This window comes from Nocardia rhamnosiphila NBRC 108938, assembly GCF_000720425.1.
Lineage (GTDB): Bacteria > Actinomycetota > Actinomycetes > Mycobacteriales > Mycobacteriaceae > Nocardia > Nocardia rhamnosiphila.
In genome coordinates this window covers 16,493-36,014 of sequence record NZ_JOAJ01000011.1, presented here as the reverse complement: position 1 = coordinate 36,014, position 19,522 = coordinate 16,493, and the positions used below count along the sequence as shown (strand labels likewise).

At 66.5% G+C, this 19,522-nt stretch carries 16 protein-coding genes and 1 pseudogene; 12 read left to right on the top strand and 5 right to left on the bottom strand.

Annotated features, from left to right (window positions below; translation table 11 throughout):
- Window positions 1–4: 4 nt before the first annotated feature.
- The 3 genes and pseudogenes from IG75_RS40475 to IG75_RS0131235 form a co-directional block, all read right to left on the bottom strand.
- Window positions 5–322 carry a hypothetical protein gene (locus IG75_RS40475; protein ID WP_030524940.1) on the bottom strand — a complete coding sequence of 106 codons (318 nt, stop codon included), beginning with the start codon at window positions 320–322 and terminating at the stop codon, window positions 5–7.
- Window positions 323–371: 49 nt separating this feature from the next.
- Window positions 372–653 (bottom strand): annotated as a pseudogene (locus IG75_RS40965) (NERD domain-containing protein); the annotation flags it as partial.
- A gap of 13 nt (window positions 654–666) precedes the next feature.
- Window positions 667–1,038 carry a DUF732 domain-containing protein gene (locus tag IG75_RS0131235; protein WP_030524939.1) on the bottom strand — a complete coding sequence of 124 codons (372 nt, stop codon included), beginning with the start codon at window positions 1,036–1,038 and terminating at the stop codon, window positions 667–669.
- Window positions 1,039–1,196: 158 nt separating this feature from the next.
- Between IG75_RS0131235 and IG75_RS0131230 the strand changes: the two genes are divergently transcribed.
- The 3 genes from IG75_RS0131230 (at window position 1,197) to IG75_RS0131220 (ending at window position 5,784) form a co-directional block, all read left to right on the top strand.
- Window positions 1,197–3,164 carry an N-6 DNA methylase gene (locus IG75_RS0131230; protein WP_030524938.1) on the top strand — a complete coding sequence of 656 codons (1,968 nt, stop codon included), beginning with the start codon at window positions 1,197–1,199 and terminating at the stop codon, window positions 3,162–3,164.
- Between the two features lie 81 nt (window positions 3,165–3,245).
- Window positions 3,246–4,343 (top strand): hypothetical protein, encoded by a 1,098-nt coding sequence (locus IG75_RS0131225; RefSeq protein WP_051715247.1) that lies wholly within the window; start codon window positions 3,246–3,248, stop codon window positions 4,341–4,343.
- A gap of 25 nt (window positions 4,344–4,368) precedes the next feature.
- Complete coding sequence (locus IG75_RS0131220; protein WP_030524936.1) at window positions 4,369–5,784, top strand: serine/threonine-protein kinase; 1,416 nt, start codon at window positions 4,369–4,371, stop codon at window positions 5,782–5,784.
- Between the two features lie 1,298 nt (window positions 5,785–7,082).
- Here the strand turns inward: IG75_RS0131220 and IG75_RS0131210 are convergent.
- Complete coding sequence (locus tag IG75_RS0131210) at window positions 7,083–8,141, bottom strand: AraC family transcriptional regulator (protein WP_051715347.1); 1,059 nt, start codon at window positions 8,139–8,141, stop codon at window positions 7,083–7,085.
- 277 nt (window positions 8,142–8,418) lie between these two features.
- Here IG75_RS0131210 and IG75_RS0131205 point away from each other — a divergent pair, with 277 nt between their 5' ends.
- The 9 genes from IG75_RS0131205 to IG75_RS0131165 all read left to right on the top strand — a co-directional run bounded on the left by IG75_RS0131205 (window position 8,419) and on the right by IG75_RS0131165 (window position 17,902).
- The gene (locus IG75_RS0131205) at window positions 8,419–9,393 is read left to right on the top strand and encodes a quinone oxidoreductase family protein (RefSeq protein ID WP_030524934.1); all 975 of its coding nucleotides are present in this window, start codon (window positions 8,419–8,421) and stop codon (window positions 9,391–9,393) included.
- Window positions 9,394–9,421: 28 nt separating this feature from the next.
- Window positions 9,422–10,315, top strand: a complete 894-nt coding sequence (locus IG75_RS0131200; RefSeq protein WP_051715243.1) for a TauD/TfdA dioxygenase family protein — start codon at window positions 9,422–9,424, stop codon at window positions 10,313–10,315.
- Between the two features lie 47 nt (window positions 10,316–10,362).
- Entirely contained in the window at window positions 10,363–11,415 is a 1,053-nt protein-coding gene (locus IG75_RS0131195) for a beta-keto acid cleavage family enzyme (RefSeq protein WP_030524932.1), read from the top strand.
- A 133-nt stretch (window positions 11,416–11,548) separates the two neighbouring features.
- Entirely contained in the window at window positions 11,549–12,910 is a 1,362-nt protein-coding gene (locus tag IG75_RS0131190) for an MFS transporter (protein ID WP_030524931.1), read from the top strand.
- Window positions 12,903–13,496 carry an RBBP9/YdeN family alpha/beta hydrolase gene (locus tag IG75_RS0131185; protein WP_030524930.1) on the top strand — a complete coding sequence of 198 codons (594 nt, stop codon included), beginning with the start codon at window positions 12,903–12,905 and terminating at the stop codon, window positions 13,494–13,496. The genes IG75_RS0131190 and IG75_RS0131185 overlap by 8 nt, the downstream gene beginning before the upstream one ends.
- Entirely contained in the window at window positions 13,493–14,260 is a 768-nt protein-coding gene (locus tag IG75_RS0131180; RefSeq protein WP_030524929.1) for a CoA transferase subunit A, read from the top strand. The genes IG75_RS0131185 and IG75_RS0131180 overlap by 4 nt, the downstream gene beginning before the upstream one ends.
- Window positions 14,257–14,913: a 3-oxoacid CoA-transferase subunit B gene (locus tag IG75_RS0131175; protein WP_030524928.1), complete on the top strand. Its 657-nt coding sequence runs from the start codon at window positions 14,257–14,259 to the stop codon at window positions 14,911–14,913. Before IG75_RS0131180 ends, IG75_RS0131175 begins: the two co-directional genes overlap by 4 nt.
- A 65-nt stretch (window positions 14,914–14,978) precedes the next feature.
- The gene (locus tag IG75_RS0131170) at window positions 14,979–16,580 is read left to right on the top strand and encodes a long-chain-fatty-acid--CoA ligase (protein ID WP_051715240.1); all 1,602 of its coding nucleotides are present in this window, start codon (window positions 14,979–14,981) and stop codon (window positions 16,578–16,580) included.
- A gap of 275 nt (window positions 16,581–16,855) precedes the next feature.
- Window positions 16,856–17,902, top strand: coding sequence for a YeiH family protein (locus IG75_RS0131165; protein ID WP_030524926.1), 1,047 nt, complete (start codon window positions 16,856–16,858; stop codon window positions 17,900–17,902).
- 491 nt (window positions 17,903–18,393) lie between these two features.
- On the opposite strand, the gene IG75_RS0131160 is transcribed toward IG75_RS0131165, so the two are convergent.
- Entirely contained in the window at window positions 18,394–19,365 is a 972-nt protein-coding gene (locus tag IG75_RS0131160; protein ID WP_030524925.1) for a hypothetical protein, read from the bottom strand.
- Window positions 19,366–19,522: the final 157 nt, after the last annotated feature.

Below are 19,522 nucleotides of genomic sequence, written 5' to 3'. Positions count from 1 at the left end.
GTTTCTACGTGATTCCCTCGAATCCGGGGACCGGTTCGCCGCCAGGCCATTCGGTCGGTAGCTGCTGTCCGGGCGGCGCGATTCCCACTGAGGCCAGTGCGCGCTCGATACCGTCGACGCGGTGCCGGGTCATGCGGTGACACGCGATGTGCGTCGGGCGGGACAGCCGCTTCACCAGCGAACCGACCGACAGCGTGTGCCGGAGATCGCTGCCCGGCAGTTCGACCTCGAGCCGATCGTTGCTCAGGCACAGGATCGGCCGCACCGCCACGTGCTTGCCGACCGCGGCCAAAAGCCGGGTGAGTGCCGTGCTTTTGTGCAAGGCCGGCTGCAGCGGGGCGGCCGTGTGCGATCTGTTCGTTCGATTCGTTGGTCTGCACCCAACCGGACTCGGTCGCTGTGAGACGGCCGCGCCAGGATTTCAATTCCACCAGGTGCAGTCCGCCCGGGGCCGTGATGAGCAGGTCGACCTCGAACAGCCGGCCCGTCGCCGTCGCGAAGGAGAAGTTGGTCCATGCCCGCCACGGGTCGGTGTCCGGGATGGCGGCACGGATGCGTTCCAGCGCGTCGCGCTCGTGCCGGTAGGCGGATTTGTTCACGGCCGTCCACCGTCGTGTGCAGACAGAAGTCCGAATGGCGGGCTTGTTTCCCATGACTTCCGGTCGCTCAGGAGTCGTGGTGCGGGCAATAGGCGGTGATGGCCGCGTGCACGAAGATGTACGGGTAGTCGACGGTGTCCTCGTGACTTTCCGCCAGGGCGATCCGGTTGCGCGCGGACCCGCCGTTCACATCGAGCCAGTGGCAATCGGCCAGTGCGAGCTGAATGGCGGCGTCCTGTACTTCACAGGTCTCTTCGTCGAAGTAGGACTCCTGCAGGAAGAGATGGTCGGCGCCCGAGCGCGGTCCGCAGCCGGGGGCGGATGAGCCGCCGGCGGAACCGGTGGCGGGGGCGGCCGACGCGGTGGGGGCGGCGACGGACAGGGCCGCCGCGGTGCCGAGGGCGAGGACGGCAGCGCGGGCACGGGTGGCGTTGAGCATGTATTTCTCCGAATGGTGTGGAGGGAGCCGCCGCCGAAGCGGAGCGTTGAGTGAAGCAACCATACGAATAGCGTGAAAACAATGTCAACACGTTTTCGATTGTTGATTTTTGCTCACGGATTGGGCAAGGTGAGTGCAGGGGAACGGAGAGGAGTGGTATGCCCGAACCCGCGTCCACGGTCAGTGCCGCAGAGCTCTCCAGGCTCGCCGGTGTTACGCGCGCTACGGTCAGCAACTGGCGGCGCCGACACAACGACTTTCCGAAGGCTGTGGGCGGGAGCGAGGCTCGGCCGCTGTTCGACCTCGGTGCGGTGCGGGCCTGGCTGGCCGACCACGACATCGCACCGCCCGAGTCGCCGATGGCGGAGCTGCGCACGCTGCTTCGAGCCGAGGCCACACCCGCGAGTGTCACGCAACTGATGCGCGGGCTACACCGGAGCGAGAACGGTTGGGCGGCAGACGAATCGGTACCCGCCGAGCTCTCGCAGCGCGCGGTGGGCCTGTTGGAGAAAGTGCACAAGACGGACGGGGCGCGAGCGGCGGTCGATGCGCTCGCCGAACGGGCGATGGAAGACCAGCCCACGACAGGTGTCTACCCGACGCCCGGCCGGGTGGCAGCTCTCATGTCGCACCTGGTCTGTGGTCCGCGTGTGCGCAGTGTTCTCGATCCTGCCTGCGGTAGCGGGACGCTGCTGTCGGCGGCGGCAGCGCTCGGTGCTGACGAACTCTACGGTCAGGACATCGCTCCGGTGCAGGCGGAGCGGGCCCGATTGACGGTGGAAGCGGAAACCGGAACGGCGCCCGATATCCGTACCGGAGACAGTCTGCCAGCCGACGCTTTTCCCGATCTCCTCGTCGATGGTGTGCTCCTGAATCCGCCCTACGGTGACCGGGATTGGGGTGCCTCGGCCCTCGCGTTCGACACGCGCTGGGAGTTCGGGCTGCCACCCCGCCTGGAGTCGGAGCTGGCGTGGGTGCAACACGCCGTGGCCCACCTGCGTCCGGGCGGAACCGCTGCCGTGCTGCTGCCGCCGGCGGTGGCCGGGCGTCCGTCGGGACGCAAGATCCGGGCCAATCTGGTGCGGGCGGGTGTGCTCCGGGCAGTTGTCGGGCTGGCACCGGGCGCGGCGCCGCCCAGGCATGTCGGGTTACAGATCTGGGTCCTGCGCCGGCCCGAGCCCGGTGCCCGCACACCCGACACCGTGCTGTTCGTCGATACGACGCGGGGGGCTCCGAGGGCCGGCGAGGATCGCATCGCGTGGGACTCCGTGACCGAGACGGTGCTCGGTGCGTGGGAGGCATTCGAGAACGGGCAGGATCCCGCGACGGTCTCGAATGCCGCTGCGGCCGTGAGCTCGATCGATATTCTCGACGACACCGTCGATCTGGCACCCGGGCTGTACGTGCATGAAACGATCGACACCGAAGGCGTGGCGGGCCGGGTCGACGCCGCGGTCCGGCGACTCGGTGAAGCAGGGGAAGAGTTCGGCGCGGCGCGGGCCGCGCTGGCGGGCTGGACAGAGTCCGACGGGCGGTCGTGGCGCCGGGTCACGGTCGCCGAGCTGGCGAAACACGGACAGTTGCAATGGATTCGTGCGCAACCGCCTGCCGAAGAAGGGGCCGCAGGCGGTGACCGGCGTAGGGTGCTGACCGCCGGTGATGTGGTTACCGGGAAGGCGGCGTCGGGTGCGATGAGTTCAGCGAGACCAGCCGAAGAAGTCGGTATCGAGGTGGGGGATGTGCTGGTGCCGGCGATGCGGGGCGATCACGGTAGCGGGCGGGCTGTTCGCGTCGCCGGGCCCGAGGACGCCGGCGCGATCCGGGGCCCCCACCTGCACACGCTGCGGGTCGATCAGGAATGCCTCGACCCTTGGTTCCTCGCCGGATTCCTGTCCGGTTCCGACGGTATCTCCGCCGCCCGGACATCGACCGTGCGTTTCGACCCGAGTCGGCTCCGCATACCCGTGGTCTCCGCGACCGAACAGCAGCACTACGGACTGCTGTTCCGGCGGTTCTTCCAGTTACGTCTCGCGGCGTCACGCGCGGCCGCGGCCGCAGAAGAACTCACCGACCAGGTATTCGCGGGTCTCACCACCGGGGCGCTGGTACCAGTGGAGGACGATTGATCGGGGACTGGTCGCAGCAGGCACACCCAGGACGGCTGTTGGTTGTCGACGCGATGCGGCCGACGGACAGGAAGGTTCGACGTGTGGTATGAGTCCGCGGCGCAGGCATTCGATGCGACCGTCTACGACCCCGGATACTTCGGCGACGACGGTGACCGGCGGTGGGAGTCCACCGAGGGCGCGGCTGCCTGGGCCCGCCAATGTCTCACTCAGGCATCGGATTCCGGGACGGTGTGCGTACTCATGCCGGCCGCCGCGGCGTCGAGCAGCAGGGCGCGCCCGCTGCGGAGGACACTGCTGCGCACCGGGGTTCTCCGGGCCGTCGTCACCGGGCTCGCCGCGGACCGCGACCTCTGGCTCCTACACGAGGCGGACGGTGAACGGCCGCAGTCCGTGCTGTTGATGCACACGGCAGGCGACCTGTCCGCCGCGGCCGCGGTGTGGCAGGCGTTCCGTTTCGACCCCGCACATCCCGAGGCCGAGCGGTTCACGGTCCGCATCATCGACCGGCTCGACGACTACGTCGACCTGACTCCGGAGCGGCCGGCGGCCGCCGCCGACAGGTACTCGGCGCTTCGGACCACGTACCTGGAGAGGCCGGCGGAAACGCCGCCGATGCTGGAGCCGAACCCGGCAACCTACGGTGTGGTGACGGTGGGTGAGCTCGCCGAGGCCGGCATGGTCGAAATCCATCGGTCGCCACCGACTGTCGTGAGCGCCGACGGTGTGACGTCGATGCTGACGGCAAAGGACATCCGGTTGGGACGACCGGCATCGCGGTGCGGAGACGCCGGTGTGGCGGGCGCGGTGATCATCCGTGCCGGAGATGTAGCTCTGGCTCCACAGGAGCCGGCGGTGCGCGTGTGCACGGAGTCCGACATGCTCCTCGGCCCTGGAATTGATCTCTTGCGTGCCGATCCCGCCATACTGGATCCCGGTTTCCTCGCCGGCGTTCTGCGTGCCGCGATCGACGACGAGCACAGTGGTGATATCGACCTGCACACCGTCGGGATACCGCGGCTACCGCCGACCGAACAACGCCGCTGCGCGGAGGAGTTCGCGCGACTCCGTAGGCTCGAAGCAAGCTGGCAGGAACGCCGCGCAGATATCGAGCACTTGGTACACCTCGGGTACCGGGGGCTGGCCACCGGCCGTCTGCGGCCGGGAACGGGCAAGTAGTTTCGACGCATCACGGAGGTGGCCGGTGCAGCTCGTCGGAGGGCGATACGAACTCATCCGCCAGGTCGGTGCCGGGGGAATGGGGCAGGTGTACGAGGGATTCGACCGAAACCTGAAACGCCGGATCGCGGTGAAGGTGACACAGCCGAACCTCGCCAGCGACCCCGACTGGACCAAACGCTTCCTGCGCGAAGCGGAACTGATGGCGACGGTGAGTCATCCGGGTACGCCGGCGATCTACGATGCCGGCACCACAGAGGAGCCGACACCGCGCCCGTTCCTCGTCATGGAGTTCGTCGACGGTGTCACCTTCGACGATCTGCTCGCCCGCAGAGGTCCACTGCCGGTCGGTGCCGTGGCGGCGCTCGGCGCGCAGGTCGCCGCGGTACTTGCGGCAACACACCGGCACCGCATCTACCATCGCGACCTCAAACCGTCCAACCTCATGCTCTGCGACAACGGCACCGTGAAAGTACTCGACTTCGGTCTCGCCGTCGCACTCGATTCCGGGCTCAGCCGCTATACGACCACCGGACAGACCCTCGGCACACCCGCATACATGGCACCCGAACAGGTCGAATCCCGAGAGGTGACCCCGCAGACCGACCTGTACGCACTAGGACTCATCGTGCACGAAATGCTCACCGGGGACCGTGTATTCGCCGGCGACAGTGCTTACACGGTGTGGAAGCAGCAAGTGTCTGCCGCTGCACCGAACATTCGGGACGAGCGGCCCGAAATACCGGCCGATATGGCGGGACTCGTCATGTGCATGCTGGAGAAGAAGGCCGAGAGCCGCCCGGCCGGAGCCAATATCGTCCACACGGTACTGATGCGCCATGCCGCTGAGCTCGGCGGATTGGTCGACGACGTGGACAGTCCCACCCGCATGTACGCCGCCGCAGTGAGTGCGTCCGCTCCCGGACCCGGCCTTTTCGCTGCGTGCACACCACCTGAGACGGTCCAGGCCGCACAGCGGTCCTCGGCTACCCACGTCCCCACCGATGATCTGAGCCGCGGCGATCTGCACCGAGCGGTCGAACGTGCCCGTCGGCTGGCCGACGAGTCGCGCTATCACCCGGCCATCCGGCACCTCAAGACCGTTGTCGACGCGGCGGTACCCGTACTGGGCGCACGGGACGCAGATGTGGTGGACGCTCGGGTCGAGCTGGCGGGTCTGCGTTTCGAATCCGAGAGCTACGCCGAGGCCGCCGACCTGTATGGGGTCCTCATCGATGACTTGACCTCCGAGCGCGGCCCCTACGACGACCAGGTCATGGTCTGCCAGCGCAGGCTCGCCGAATGCGTTCTCCACCTCGGTAGGAAAGCGGAGGCGCTCGACCGCCTGGAGCGGTTGCGCGGTCATATGGAGGCGCGATACGGCGATTCGGATCGACGGGTGGTCGAGCTGGTGGAGACCATCGCGGCCATCCGGTCGTGATTCTTGTTGCGGCCACCGTCGAATGCCCTCCTCTCACGCCTCGGCCGGTCGATGGACATCCGCAGCGCCGTGGAAAGTTGCTACCTCGGTAGTGGTCGATTCTCCCTCCAGGCACTTTGCCGACATTGCGAGCTGCGATCATGTCATATCGCTATGGGTCATCCTTGTAATTTGTGCAGGTCAGGCCAGTGTGTAGGTGTTCATTCCTGGCAGGACACTAATCCAACGCAATACCCATCGGGGCTTTCGGCGACGGATGTATTGCTGAGGGCCCTAGCTGATCGGCAGACGGTCGGCCTCGAATTCGCCCACCATTTTCCCGCGCGGCGGCAGGGGTGATGCCGCGCGCAGCCGACCCGCCTGCCTTTGCCGCTGAACGCACCACGGTGCCGATTCTGGTGTGTTCGGGCGGATCGGTGCCCGGCGTGGGCACCGGCTTGTGGCGAGAGGTGGCAATTCCGCATGCCTCTCTGTCAACACAGCGCATCGACGGCCGACTGCTGCTGTGTAGTTGCCACACCCGCGGCTTCAGTGGCGCGATCTTCTCGGCGGACCATTCGGACCGAACGCTCATTGTCGAAATAGTCACTGGTCTCGAGCGCCCCCGGACGGGTGTATCGGCTGGTCCGTAGATCCCTCGGGTATATCGAACATCGAAGTGGACCGTGGCGTGGAAGTTGTCGCATTGCGGCGGGGTGTCCAAGTGATAGCTGGTGACCTGTACTTTCGATGAAACGGAAACATTTCTGATCTCTTCTGGGCTAGATTCACCGGTACGCCGGACAGTCGGCGATGAGAAAGTCGGAGGAACACCGTGGAATATCTGGGCTCTGTCGCCGGAATCTTGCAGATGGTCATCGGCACCATCCTTGCCAACACCGGATCGGGTGGTTCGGGCTCCGGCTGGTGAGCCTCACGGATTCGGCTCGTTATCAGCGAGCCGAATCCGCTTCCGATTGCCTGTTCGGCTCGAATGAGGGAAGTGGCGACGCGGTGGCCATCCACTTCGCTGGGATGCGCCGTCGGTCACCAACTGCGGGATGCGGACGCCGAACAGATCATCACCACAGGAAGCGAGAAGTACGCGGGTGCCCGACGACGACCAGCATTTCCACATCGGCGGTTCACCCGCCGGCCCGGAAAGGGCCGGCGCCGGTCGGCCGTTGTATTCCCAATTCATGCACGAGCCCCGCGCGGGCGGTGATCCTCGATAGGTCCGAGAACGCTCCGGGCCGTGTCCGCGGTCGGACGAGGTCCGTCCGCAGCCCGCGCACGGCCGGAGTGAATGCGGAGGATTGCTACTCGGTGGCGCGTGGCTCGGGCCGCGTCGAGCCGGTTGGGAAAGGCTGGGCCGGGGCTGCCGGGCGGGCGGCGCGCCACTGACCAGGGCTTTCGCCGAAGCGGGTGCGGAACCATCGGGAGAAGTTGCCGGGCGAGGAGAAGGCGAGCAGTTCGGAGATCTCGGTCAGGCTGTGGCGGTTGCCGGCTACCATGTGCCGGGCGAGTTCGGCTCGGCTGGAATCGACCAGGGCGGTATAGGTTTCGCCCTCGGCGGCGAGGCGGCGGTGGATGGTGCGGCGGTCGACGCCGAGGCTTTGCGCGATCTGGTCGGCCGAGCATCGTCCGGTCGGCAGGAGTAGTTCGATCAGTTCCCGGACGCGGTCCACAGTCGTCGCGGTCGAGGTTGCCCACGGCGCATTGAAAATCTGCTGCGCGTAGGTGCGCAGCTGGGGGTCCGACATGGCATTGGGTGCGTCGAGGTCGGTGGTGTAGATGAGGATTCCGTTGAAGTCCTGGTCGAAACCGACACGGGTACCGAGGACGCGGTGGTGGGTGGAGAGGTCTGCGGGTGCCGGGTGGGTGAAGCGGACTTCCAGCGGTTGCCAGGTGGTTCCGAGGAATCCACGCATGAGTCCGTGCAGGATGCCGACCGCCAGTTCGATGGGCTGCCGCGTTTCACCCGGTCCGCCGAGATCGAGGCTCAGGCGGATGGTGGCGATGGAGTTGCGTTCGGTGAGTCGGGTGTGCAGCGCCTCGTTGTACATGTGCTCGTAGCGGGACATGGTCCGCAGTGCGCTGCGGACGTCGGGTTCCTCGCGGATGACCATGCTGAGCGGGCCGAGATTGGCCAGGCGGCGACGTTCTGCCAGGCGTAGGCCGATGTCTTCCCGCCCGGAGCTGATCGCGCAGCGTTCGAGTAGGTCCGCGATAGCGGCGGCGGGAACCCAGCGGTCCTGCACGCTCAGACCGGCGGGGTCCAGTCCGCTCGCGCGGAGCAGGGCCACCGGGTCCAGCCCCAGCGAGCGGCCGAGTTCCACGAATCCGTGTATTGCCGCATAGCGGGCGAGTGGTTTCACCAGGTACTCCATTGTCCCGAATTGAACAGTAACCAGTCCCCTGAGGATAAGCGCAGAGGGGTGGTCCGGATTACAGTGGGTCCCATCACAGCGATGGTGATCAGTGGTCGGGGAAGTCGCGATCGGTGAGCGCACCCGGCGCGGCCCGCCACTGGCAGCACGCGATCGCTGGTCCGCACTGTGACGCCGCGGCACGCGGTGACTGTCCGGACACCCATTCGTCGGACACAACTGTCGATCGCACCGGTGGTGCGGTCGACCGAAGAGGAGATCTGTGGTGGCACACGCTGTTCGCTTCTACGAGACCGGTGGTCCTGAGGTGCTGCGCTGGGAGGATGCCGAGGTGGGCGAGCCGGGGCCCGGTGAAGTGCGGGTGCGGCACGAAGCGGTAGGACTGAATTTCGCCGATACCTACTTCCGCTCCGGCCTGTACCCGGCCGCGCTACCCGCAGGTATGGGCGTCGAGGCGGCCGGTGTGATCGAGGCGGTAGGCCCGGGTGTCGAGGGGTTCGAGGCGGGGGACCGGGTGACCTATACCGGTAGCCCGCTGGGGGCGTACAGCACCGAACGAGTGATGCCTGCCGAGCATCTGCTCGCATTGCCGGACGGAATCGGATTCGACACCGCCGCATCGATGACGATGCGTGGATTGACGACCGCCTACCTGTTGCGCCGCATCCATCCGCTGCGCGAAGGGGATACGGTCCTGCTCCACGCCGCGGCCGGTGGGGTCGGGTCGATCTTCGTGCAATGGGCAAAGTTGCTGGGTATCACTGTGATCGGCACCGTCTCCAGCGAGGAGAAGGCCGAGATCGCCCGGGCCAACGGTTGCGATCACGTGGTGATCTACACCCGCGAGGACGTCGCCGCCCGAGTGCGTGAGATCACCGGTGGCGCCGGTGTGCCGGTGGTCTACGACAGCATCGGAAAGACCACCTTCGACACGTCGTTGGATTCGCTGTCGCGGCGCGGGCTGCTGGTGTGCTTCGGCACCGCCTCCGGGCCGACTCCACCCATCAATGCCATGCAACTGGCGGTCAAGGGCTCGCTGTTCGTCACCCGCCCCGCGCTCGCCGACTACATCGCTGATCCCGCGGAGCGAGCCGAACTGGCCGGCGAACTCTTCTCGCATGTCGCGGCCGGTCGTATCCGGATCGAGATCAACCAGCGCTACAAGCTTTCCGATGCGATACAGGCCCACCGCGACATGGAATCGGGTCGCAGCGTCGGTTCCTCGGTCTTCACCGTCTGACACCGGCTCCACACCTGGAAGGACAACGATGACACCCTTTGCTCCATCCCACGATTCGGTGACGCGCGGCGCGATCACCGCCACGCCACTCACCTGTTCGATCGGTGCGGAGCTGGTCGATGTCGACCTCGCGCAGATTGCCCATGACGACGCGCTTTTCGCCGAACTACGCGCTCTGCTGCTCGAGTACAAGGTGCTGTTCGTGCGCGACCAGGACATCAGTCGCGCTGATCACGTCGCTCTGGCACAGCGATTCGGACCGCTGGAAGACCACCCGGTCCTGGGCAGCGACCCGGACAACCCCGGACTCGTGCGCATCTACAAAGACCTCGACAGCCCCCCTGAGCACTACGAGAACGCCTTCCACTGTGACGCCACCTGGCGGGCGAACCCGCCGATGGGTTCGATTCTGCGCTGTGTGGAAGCTCCGCCGGTCGGCGGCGACACCATCTGGGTGAACATGGTCGAGGCGTATCGGCGCCTGCCCGAGCGGGTCAAGGAGCGGATCGAGGGCCTGCGCGCTCGCCACAGCATCGAGGCCAGTTTCGGCGCGGCGATGCCGGACGACAAGCGCCACGATCTCGCGCGGCGTTATCCCGACGCCGAGCATCCGGTGGTGCGCACCCATCCCGAAACGGGCGAGCGCATTCTGTTCGTCAATTCCTTCACCACCCACCTGGTCAATTACCACACGCCGGAGAACGTGCGATTCGGCGCGGACTACGCGCCCGGGGCCGCCGAGTTGCTGCACTACCTGATGCGGCAGGCCACGATTCCGGAATACCAGGTGCGCTGGCGGTGGACGGAGAACAGCTTCGTGATCTGGGACAACCGGTCCACCCAGCATTACGCGGTCCAGGACTACTGGCCCGGGGTGCGAAAGATGGAGCGTGCCGGGATCGTCGGCGACGCGACCTTCTGACAGCAGTTCGACCCCATTCTTTCCTCGGATTCAGAACGGAGCATTTCATGCATTTCCACGACGACGCGCTTTTCCCGGAGAACCAGGAGAAACTGGTCATCACCGCCGCCCCCTACGGCCCGGAATGGGAATTGGACGATTTCCGTGAGGACCTGCCCCTGACCATGGACGAGCATGTCCAGGCCGCGGTGGACTGCTACGAGGCAGGAGCCTCCGTGCTGCACATTCACGTTCGCGAGCTCGACGGCAGGGGCTCCAAGCGGCTGTCGAAGTTCAACGAGTTGCTCGTCGGGTTGCGCGAGGCAGTGCCGGACATGATCTTGCAGGTCGGTGGGTCGATCTCGTTCGCCCCCGAAGGCGAAGGCGCCGAAGCGAAGTGGCTGTCCGGCGACACCCGGCACATGCTCGCCGAACTGGACCCGAAGCCGGACCAGGTGACCATCGCGATCAACACCAGCCAGATGAACATCGTCGAGCTGATGACCGAAGACGATATCGCCGGAACGTCGATCCAGCGCCCCGACCTCTACGAGACCTACCGCGAAATGACCGTGCCCGCCGGCCCGGCGTGGGTCGAGGAGCACCTGCGGCGCCTGACCGCCAACGGCATCCAGCCGCACTTCCAGCTCTCCGGCATCCCGCAGCTCGAGACGGTCGAGCGGCTGATCCGCCGCGGAAAGTACTCGGGCCCGCTCAACCTGACCTGGGTGGGTATCGGCGGCGGGTTCGACGGCCCCAATCCCTACAACATCATGAACTTCATCCAGCGGGTACCCGACGGTGCGTGCCTGACCTTGGAGACGTTGATGCGCAGCGTGCTTCCGGTGAACGCGATGGCGATCGCGTTCGGTCTGCACACCCGCTGCGGCAACGAAGACACCCTCTGGGGCCGCAAGGGCGAGAAGACGAAGTCGGCGGACCAGGTGAAGCAGCTGGTGCGGATCGCCGAGGAACTGGGCCGCGGTGTCGCGGACGGCAAGGAGGCACGCGATATCTACCGGATCGGCGAGCAGTACTCGAGCGTCGATGAGACCCTCGCCAAGCTCGGCTACGCACCCAACCGCAAGCCCGGCCAGGTCGGCTTCACCCAGCACGCCTGAGACGGGCGCCAATGGGCGGGGGAGGACCTTCCCCCGCCCACGTCCTGACGTAGCCGAGCGGGCAACGTCTCCGAACTCATCGGCTTCGGCGCGTCGCACACCGTCTGGGCGCATCGGATTTGTAGGAGCACCAATGGAGTTGCACACTACCGTCGCCGGGGCGGACGACCATGTGGTCGCCGCCCCGGTCGCGGCGGACCGAAACCCCCGCCGCCCGCGTTACCCGTGGGTCGTTTTCCTGCTGGCGTTCGGTCTGCTGCTGGCCGACTACATGTCGCGGCAGGTGCTGAGCGCGGTCTTCCCTTTTCTGAAAACCGAATGGACGCTGTCCGATTCGCAGTTGGCGTCGCTCACCAGCGTGGTCGCGCTGATGGTCGGCATTCTCACCCTGCCGCTGTCCGTACTGGCCGACAGGTGGGGCAGAGTGCGCAGCCTGGTGCTGATGGCAGTGCTGTGGAGTGCCGCGACGCTGCTGTGCGCCCTGGCGGCGAATTACGAGCAGATGCTGGCCGCCCGCTTTTTCGTCGGGGTCGGCGAGGCGGCCTACGGCAGCGTCGGGATCGCCGTGGTGATCAGCGTTTTCGCCCCCCGGATGCATGCCGCGCTCAGTGGCGCGTTCATGGCCGGCGGTTCGTTCGGCTCCGTACTCGGCGTCGGCCTGGGTGGTGTCATCGCCGTCCACCTCGGATGGCGCTGGTCGTTCGCCGCCATGGCCATCTTCGGCCTGCTCCTGGCGGCTCTGTTCAGCGTGGTCGTGACCGAGGCGAAGCTTGCCAGGAACGCTGCCGACCAGCACACGGAACCGGTGCCACACATCGAGGGTTTCCGCGCGCCGGTGTCGACGCTGTTCACCAACCCCGCGGTGGTGTGCGCCTACGTGGGCAGTGGCTTGCAGATCTTCACCGCCGCGGTACTGCTGTCCTGGATGCCGAGCTTCTTCAACCGCAACTACGACCTGGCCCCGGACCGGGCGGGCGCGGTCGCCTCGGTGTTCGTGCTGCTGGTCGGTACGGGGATGGTGAGCTGCGGCATGATCACCGACCGCGTCGGCCGCGCCGACATGTCGCGGAAATGGACCGCGGCGATCACTTTCTGCTGCCTCTCACTTGTGTGCCTGGGGTCCGGCTTCAGTCTCGGAACCGGCCCGGTGCAGCTACTGCTGATCGGCATCGGTGCCTTCTTCTCCGGCGGCTCGTCCGGTCCTACCGCGGCCATGGTCGCCAACCTGACCCATGCGTCGGTACGCGCCTCCGCGTTCGGCACCTTGACACTGGCCAACAGCCTGCTCGGGCTCGCCCTCGGTCCTTTCGTCGTCGGCGTCCTCGCCGATCGCATCGGATTGGGATCCGCACTGCAGCTGGCACCGCTGACCTATCTGGCCGCTATCGCGGCACTGGTGCTCGGCAAACGCGTCTACCCCGCCGGACTGCGCAAACTCGCCGCCGTCGCCCCGGACCCCGCGCAAGTGAACTCGAAAGGAAAAACCATTGCCTGACACCGTCGACCCCACCATCGTGATAGTGCCGGGGCTGCGCGACCACGTAGCCGAGCACTGGCAGACGCTGCTCGCCGAACGCCTGGACAAGGTCCGCACGGTCCCGCCGCTCGAGCACGACAAGCTCGGCCTCGCCGCCCGCATCGCCGCACTCGATGCCGTGGTCGCGGACGTCGACGGTCCGGTTGTCCTGGTCGCGCACAGCGCCGGCGTCATGATCACCGTGCACTGGGCGCAGCACCACCAGCGACCGGTGCGTGCGGCGTTGCTGGCGACCCCGGCGGATGTGGGCACACCGATGCCGAGCGGGTATCCGACGCCGGAAGAACTGGCGGCCGGTGGCTGGCTGCCGATTCCACGCAGGCGACTACCGTTCCCCAGCATCGTGGCCGCCTCCACCACCGACCCGCTCGCGGCGTATCGGCGCGTGGCGGGCATGGCCGAAACCTGGGGCAGCCGCCTGGTGGATCTCGGCGATGTCGGTCACCTCAATCCGGCCTCCGGCTATGGCGAATGGCCCCGGGCGCAGGAGCTGCTGGACGAACTACTCGCCGCCACCGCGACCGGCGTGCAGGCGGCTCGGTGAGCAAGGTCGTCTCCTCGGCCGCGGCCGCCGTCGCCGATGTGGCCTCCGGGTCGAGCCTGGCTGTGGGTGGATTCGGAGTCTGCGGTATACCCGACGCGCTCATCGAGGCGTTGGCCGAACGCGATGTCACCGACCTCGAGGTCATTTCCAACAACTGCGGTACCGATCGGATCGGCCTGGGCATCCTGCTGAGAGACAAGCGAATCCGTCGAATCGTCGCCTCGTATGTGGGGGAGAACGCGGAGTTCGCCCGCCAGTACCTGGCCGGCGAGATCGAAGTCGAGCTGACACCGCAGGGGACTCTCGCCGAGAAACTGCGTGCGGGCGGAGCGGGGGTTCCGGCGTTCTTCACCCCGGCCGGCGTCGGCACTCCCGTCGCCGAAGGCGGCTTGCCCTGGCGGTACGCGGCCGACGGTTCGGTCGCGGTGGCCTCGCCGCCCAAAGAGGTGCGCACCTTCGGCGGCCGGTGGGGGGACCGGCGCTACGTGCTCGAGGAGGCGATCACCGCTGATTACGCCCTGGTGCACGCCCTCGTCGGCGACACCGACGGCAATCTGGTGTTCGACAAGTCGGCCCGCAATTTCAACCCGCCGGCCGCCACGGCCGGACGCATCTGCATCGCGCAGGTGGAAGAACTCGTCCCCGCGGGGGAGATCGACCCGGGCGCAGTGCACTTGCCGGGCATCTTCGTCGACCGCGTGGTGCACACCGGTCGGCAGAACAAGCACATCGAGAAACGCACCGTCGCAGGAGAGCTGATATGACCACTGCCACGATGGTTCTCGGTTGGTCCAGGTCCGCAATGGCTGCCCGCGCCGCAGGTGAACTACGGTCCGGCGAGTACGTGAACCTCGGCATCGGCTTGCCGACCCTCATCCCGAACCACCTGCCCGACGGCGTGCATGTCACCCTGCACTCGGAAAACGGCATCCTCGGCACGGGTCCCTACCCGGTGGCACCCGAGGTCGACGCCGACCTGATCAATGCCGGCAAAGAAACCGTCACCGTGCTGGCCGGGGCCTCCTTCTTCGACTCCGCGAGCAGCTTCGGCATGATCCGCGGCGGCCACATCGACACCGCTGTCCTCGGCGGAATGCAGGTATCGGCCACCGGCGATCTGGCCAACTGGATGGTTCCGGGACACCTGGTCAAAGGCATGGGCGGAGCGATGGACCTGGTACACGGTGCCCGGCGGGTGATCGTTCTCATGGAGCACACCGACAAGTCCGGCGCGCCGAAGATCGTCTCCCGCTGCACACTCCCGCTGACCGGTGAGCGGGTTGTACAGCGCATCATCACCAACCTGGCCGTCATCGACGTCACCCCCGCCGGGTTGGCATTGCGTGAATGCGCGCCCGGAGTCACCGAGGCCGAGATCCAGGCGGCCACCGCCGCGCCGCTGATCACCGCGGACTGATCCGTCCCCGGCATTCCCTCGACGCCGATGCGGTATCGGCCCGGACAATCCCGAAAGGTCATTTCGTGCTCAATCTCGCTGTTCTACTGGAGGATTCGGCGCGCCGCCACCCGGACAACGATGCGATCGTGCTCGGCGCCGAGCGACTGACTTTCGCCGAAGTCGACGCCAGGGCCAACCAGGTAGCGCGTCTACTGGTCACGCGCGGAGTCCGACCCGGCGACAAGGTCGCGCTGTCGTGCCCGAATCTGCCGGAGTTCGTCATCGTGTACTATGGCATCCTCAAGGCCGGCGCGGTCGTCGTCCCGCTCAACATCCTGTTGCGCCCACCCGAAATCGCCTACCACCTCACCGATTCCGGAGCGAGCGTCTACGTCTGCTACGAGGGCGGCGCCGAGCTTCCGATGGGCGAGTACGGGCAGGAGGGGTTCCGGCAGGCGCCGGGCTGCCGGAACATGCTGCTGATCACCGCCGATCCCCGAGCAGGCGCGTCGTACGAGGGGGTCGAGACCCTGTCGCAGGCCATGGCGGAGGCACCGGCCACCTTCCACACCATCACCCGCGGTGCCGATGACACCGCGGTCATCCTCTATACCAGCGGTACCACCGGTCGCCCGAAGGGCGCCGAGCTCACCCACGCCAACATGGTGATGAACGCCCTGACCGCGAACCGGCTGTTCGACAACCGGCCCGAACGCCGCGACACCCACCTGGTGACCCTGCCGCTGTTCCATTCGTTCGGCCAGACCATCGACATGAACGCCGGTCTGTCGGTCGGCGCCACGCTGGTGCTTTTGCCACGCTTCGATGCCGTCACCGCCTTGCGAATACTTGCGGAGGAGGGCATCACGTTCTTCGCCGGGGTGCCGACCATGTACTGGGGACTGCTCAACGCGCTCGACGACAGCGTCGACGTCGAGCGGATCGCCGGAACACTCCGCAGGGCCGTATCCGGTGGCGCCGCGCTTCCGGTCGAGATGCTGTCCCGGTTCGCGCAGCGATTCGGGGTTCAGATCCTCGAAGGGTACGGGTTGTCGGAAACCTCTCCGCTGGCGCTGTTCGCCGACCCCGGCCGCGATCCCCGGCCCGGCTCCATCGGAATTCCCGTGTGGGGCATCGAAGCCCGGCTGATCGACCCGGTGTGGAACACCATCACCGGGGCCGGGGAGATCGGGGAGATCGCGCTGCGCGGGCACAACGTCATGAAGGGCTATCACAACCGCCCCGACGCCACCGCAGAGGTTACGCGCGACGGCTGGTTCCGCACCGGCGATCTCGCGCGCCGTGATGCCGACGGCTTCTACTACATCGTCGACCGAGCCAAGGACATGATCGTGCGTGGCGGATTCAACGTCTACCCCCGTGAAATCGAGGAAGTACTGCTCACCCATCCGGCGGTATCCCTGGCCGCGGTCATCGGCATACCCGACTCGCAGTACGGCGAGGAGATCAAAGCCTACGTCGTGCCGGAGCGCGAAACGACGGTCACCGCAGATATTCTCATCGCCTGGTGCCGGGAGCAGCTGGCTTCCTACAAGTACCCGCGCGTCGTCGAATTCACCGCCGACCTGCCGATGACCGCCAGCGGCAAGATCCTGAAACGCGAGCTCGCCGCGCGCGCCGAGCCCCCGTCGGCCGGGGCCGGGGTCACAATCTCCGGTCGCTGATCGGGCGGGCCGATCACGTTGTTCTCCGCGATTCAGTACTTCTCCACCATCCTGGCTCCGCGCCCGCCGGAGCGGGCGTACTGCACGGACCCGGCCCGCGTCCCAGCTCCGGCCGAATAGTCCCGCATCGTCGGCCGGCCTATCGGAGTGAGGCGACTCCGATACGCCGGCGCACGAACCGTCATATCTGTCGACCGTCGGCCACTGTCGGACGGTTGCCGAGACCGAAAGCACCGGACACCTCGATCATGCCCCAGATCAATACATCCGACCCGATGAGCGAACCGCTCTCGCCGACGGCACCGATGCGCCGATCGCGCATGAGCCGAGCGCGACGAGGGAGTAGCGAGTACGCGCCCGGCCTGATACTCGTGGCTGTCGTGGTGGTCGGCATCATGCTGCTCACCCGTCGGACTACCTTTCTCAGTCCGCTACTGGCAGCCATCCTGGTCGGTGCGATCGCCGCGAATATCGTTGATATTCCACAGCGTATTCGGCCTGGACTCCAGTTCTGTTCCAAGCGGCTGCTGCGGATCGGCGTCGCGTTACTGGGCTTGCAGGTGACGTTCACCGACATCCTCGGACTCGGGTCCGCGATTCTGTTCCTCGTGTTCGTCATCGTGGTCGCGGGAATCGCCGGCACCATGCTGCTCGGGCGGATGCTCGGGATCGGCTGGACCCAGCGACTGCTGATCGCCTGCGGGTTCTCGATCTGCGGCGCCGCCGCGGTCGCCGCCGCGGACGGGGTCGTCGATGCCGACGAAGAAGAGGTCCTGACCTCGGTTGCTCTGGTCGTGATGTTCGGGACGATGCTGATCGCTGTCATTCCGCCCGCTGCGCGTGCCCTCGGACTCGATGAGGCGGCCGGCGGTGTGTGGGCCGGCGCCGCGGTCCACGAAGTCGCGCAGGTGGTAGCCGTCGGCGGAGCGATCGGCGGTACCGCGCTCACCATCGCGGTGGTGGTCAAACTCGCCCGAGTCGTATTGCTCGCGCCGGTCCTGGCCGCGATCGGCTGGCATATCCGGCGCACGCGGACCGACGCGTCCTACGACTCAGGACGTAAGCCTCCGCTGGTGCCGGTGTTCGTACTGGCATTCCTGGCCTGCGCGGCGGTCAGGTCGACCGGCGTGATTCCCTTCGCGGCACTCGACGTGGCACATGAGGTGCAGACGGTGCTGCTCACTGCCGCCATGTTCGCGTTGGGTACCGGCGTGCGGCTGCGGTTGCTGGCCAGCGTCGGTGCCCGCCCGCTCGTGCTGGCCGCTGGGTCGACCCTCTGGGTGACCATGCTGGCCCTGGCCGGTGCACTGATCGCCACCTGAACGGCCGGACAGGATGGCGGCGGGCGCTCGAGTGGGCTGTGCGGTTCCGCTGCGACCGCGCGGAGAAGGATCGGAACAAGCCTGTGGGCAGTGCCGTCGAAGTCGAAGCGGCAGAGGTACGGCCACCGGCGCACAACTGTGCGCTACTACGGCTCCGGTGCGCCGCACCCGGTCGAGCGCATGGACCGCGGCCCCGAAGACCCGAGCAACCGCCTCGCCGAAGCGATGCGCGACTATCGGGAGCAGCTCGGGCACGGCCGGATCACCCGCAACACTCTGCCTCCGGCGCGCAACGGCTCGCTACGAACCCGAGAACTCCGGCCGCACCTGGCGCGCCGCTCGCGGCGAGAACTTCGCCTGGGTCGCGCCGCGCACCTTCCACAAGGGCGCGGCGACCGTCGTCGACCACGCCTACGGCGACCCCGAGCTCGCCGCCCGTCGGCTCGGCAATACTCGCGCAGTGGCCAATGCCCATGTTCACTTTTGCGCGACTATTGGTGTTTCAGATGTAACATATCCGATGGGATTCCTTCGTGGCGCAGCAATTGCTCGCGTCGCGCCAATGTCAAATCGATTGCTTCATCCCCCAGCAGATCCTGGAGTGCGCTGCCGATCCTGGCGCTTCCGAACGATTCGACCGATTGCAGGATGTCGTCGTCCATTCGTTGCCCCGACCACTCTTTCGTGAATGATGAAATGATGCGGAATTTCCGTGTCTGATCGATAAGGTCTTCGGACCTGGTCGGAAAGCTGAAGCCGTTGTCGAACAGGGCCATATCCGCCCCGCTCTCATTGCTTGGTCTGGGTGTAATGCGGGGTCGCGCGTTCTTGTAATGCCCGTCGTAGCTGCCGATCACGAAATGGCCGGCGGCGGCGGCTTGCTGCTGTTTTTTTCGGTACTTTTCGACGGGGACGTCAGGTTTGAGGTCAACAAATTGTTGCACGAATGCCGGCCCGTGCCGGTCGATTACCGTCAGCGCGCTGGGCGGTACGAGTTCCAAATGAGGAAACATGCCGTTTATGACTCGATAACCTCCGAGCTCGCGGACCGCTAGCTCGCCTGGCCGCTCCGTGAACCAGTCCCGCTCGAAGTTCTCACCGGCTATCGGCTTGACGATGTGCAGGCGTTCTCGGTCGTCGGCCATCACGAGCACATCATTGGAGGATCGTGGTAGCTGATCGGTCAGTTCGTGGTCACGCACCAAGCGGCGGCCGGCCACCTCCAGTTCACCTGCATCCGGAACGTACTGCGGGAATTTCTCACTGTGGGGCCGGTAGATCGGAGGGCGGCTCGCGAACGATCGCGTTCCGCTTACGATGAAGCTTTGATCGATGGCGGTTTGGCTGTTGATCAGATACCTGAGTGTGTCGGCGTTGTCTCGCAGCCAGGTTCCGTGTCGACGTGCCGCGCGCAGCGCGGTCTGGCCGAGCCGCAGCGCAACCTCTTCTCCGGCCTCGCTCAATGGGCTATGGGACATAGCTCTCCACACGAGCTGTCGTGGCGATCAAAATCCCGGGATCCGGCTCATAGCGGTGTGCGGAATGCGTTGCTTGTGCCGGGACTCTCGTCGATAACGCGGCTGTAGCTCGCGCGGAACGGTTGCAGGAGGGCGCGCATGA

Bases quoted from the DNA above. Each gene is read 5' to 3' on its own strand.
- IG75_RS0131235 (WP_030524939.1), bottom strand. From the start codon at position 1,038: ATGCTCAACGCCACCCGTGCCCGCGCTGCCGTCCTCGCCCTCGGCACC.
- IG75_RS0131230 (WP_030524938.1), top strand. From the start codon at position 1,197: ATGCCCGAACCCGCGTCCACGGTCAGTGCCGCAGAGCTCTCCAGGCTC.
- IG75_RS0131200 (WP_051715243.1), top strand. From the start codon at position 9,422: ATGACACCCTTTGCTCCATCCCACGATTCGGTGACGCGCGGCGCGATC.
- IG75_RS0131195 (WP_030524932.1), top strand. From the start codon at position 10,363: ATGCATTTCCACGACGACGCGCTTTTCCCGGAGAACCAGGAGAAACTG.
- IG75_RS0131190 (WP_030524931.1), top strand. From the start codon at position 11,549: ATGGAGTTGCACACTACCGTCGCCGGGGCGGACGACCATGTGGTCGCC.
- IG75_RS0131175 (WP_030524928.1), top strand. From the start codon at position 14,257: ATGACCACTGCCACGATGGTTCTCGGTTGGTCCAGGTCCGCAATGGCT.
- IG75_RS0131165 (WP_030524926.1), top strand. From the start codon at position 16,856: ATGAGCGAACCGCTCTCGCCGACGGCACCGATGCGCCGATCGCGCATG.